This window comes from Aliiglaciecola sp. M165 (assembly GCF_007197995.1).
Taxonomy (GTDB): domain Bacteria; phylum Pseudomonadota; class Gammaproteobacteria; order Enterobacterales; family Alteromonadaceae; genus Aliiglaciecola.
Genome location: NZ_VKKH01000016.1, coordinates 1 through 545, shown reverse-complemented (window position 1 = coordinate 545; position 545 = coordinate 1). Strand labels below are relative to the sequence as shown.

1 protein-coding gene is annotated in these 545 nt (G+C 44.2%); it reads left to right on the top strand.

Translation table 11 applies throughout. From position 1 onward, the window contains the following. On the top strand, nt 1-255 hold a 255-nt coding region (locus tag FM019_RS20705), incomplete at its 5' end, for a transposase (protein WP_143838009.1). Nucleotides 256-545: the final 290 nt, after the last annotated feature.

Here is a 545-nt window from a genome sequence, read left to right as displayed (position 1 = left end):
CAGTATTCTAGTGGCGGGAAAACCGTATTACGGGGTATCAGTAAACGAGGGAGCCCTTATTTACGTAGTCTACTTATCCATGGAGCACGAGCGGTTTTGCAGTATTGTCCAGGTAAAACCGACAGGCTCAGTGTCTGGGCAGAGTCACTCAAAGCGCGCACATGCTACAACAAAGCCTGTGTCGCATTGGCAAACAAGCTGGCGAGGATAGCCTGGGTGGTCATGGCAAAAGAGCAAACGTACCAAGCTATCTAAAAAGAACAACTCGCTTAACAAAGCATTCATTTAGGAAATAACAAGAAATACTGCTCACCAACGATTGCGTGGTTGATTGATTAAGATGATAAAAAGTTAAAGACGCCTACTTAAACACTGTTCAACGTCATTGGCTCACTACGAAGCCGCGGGGATGATTAGTTAAGTAGGAGCAAATTGCATCTGGGCCATGAGCCAATGAGCTCAATAAACAGGCCGAATATATGAAGGCAATAACTCACTTATTATCTATCAATAAACCTTGCAAACTGGGTGGGTCCATATATGAC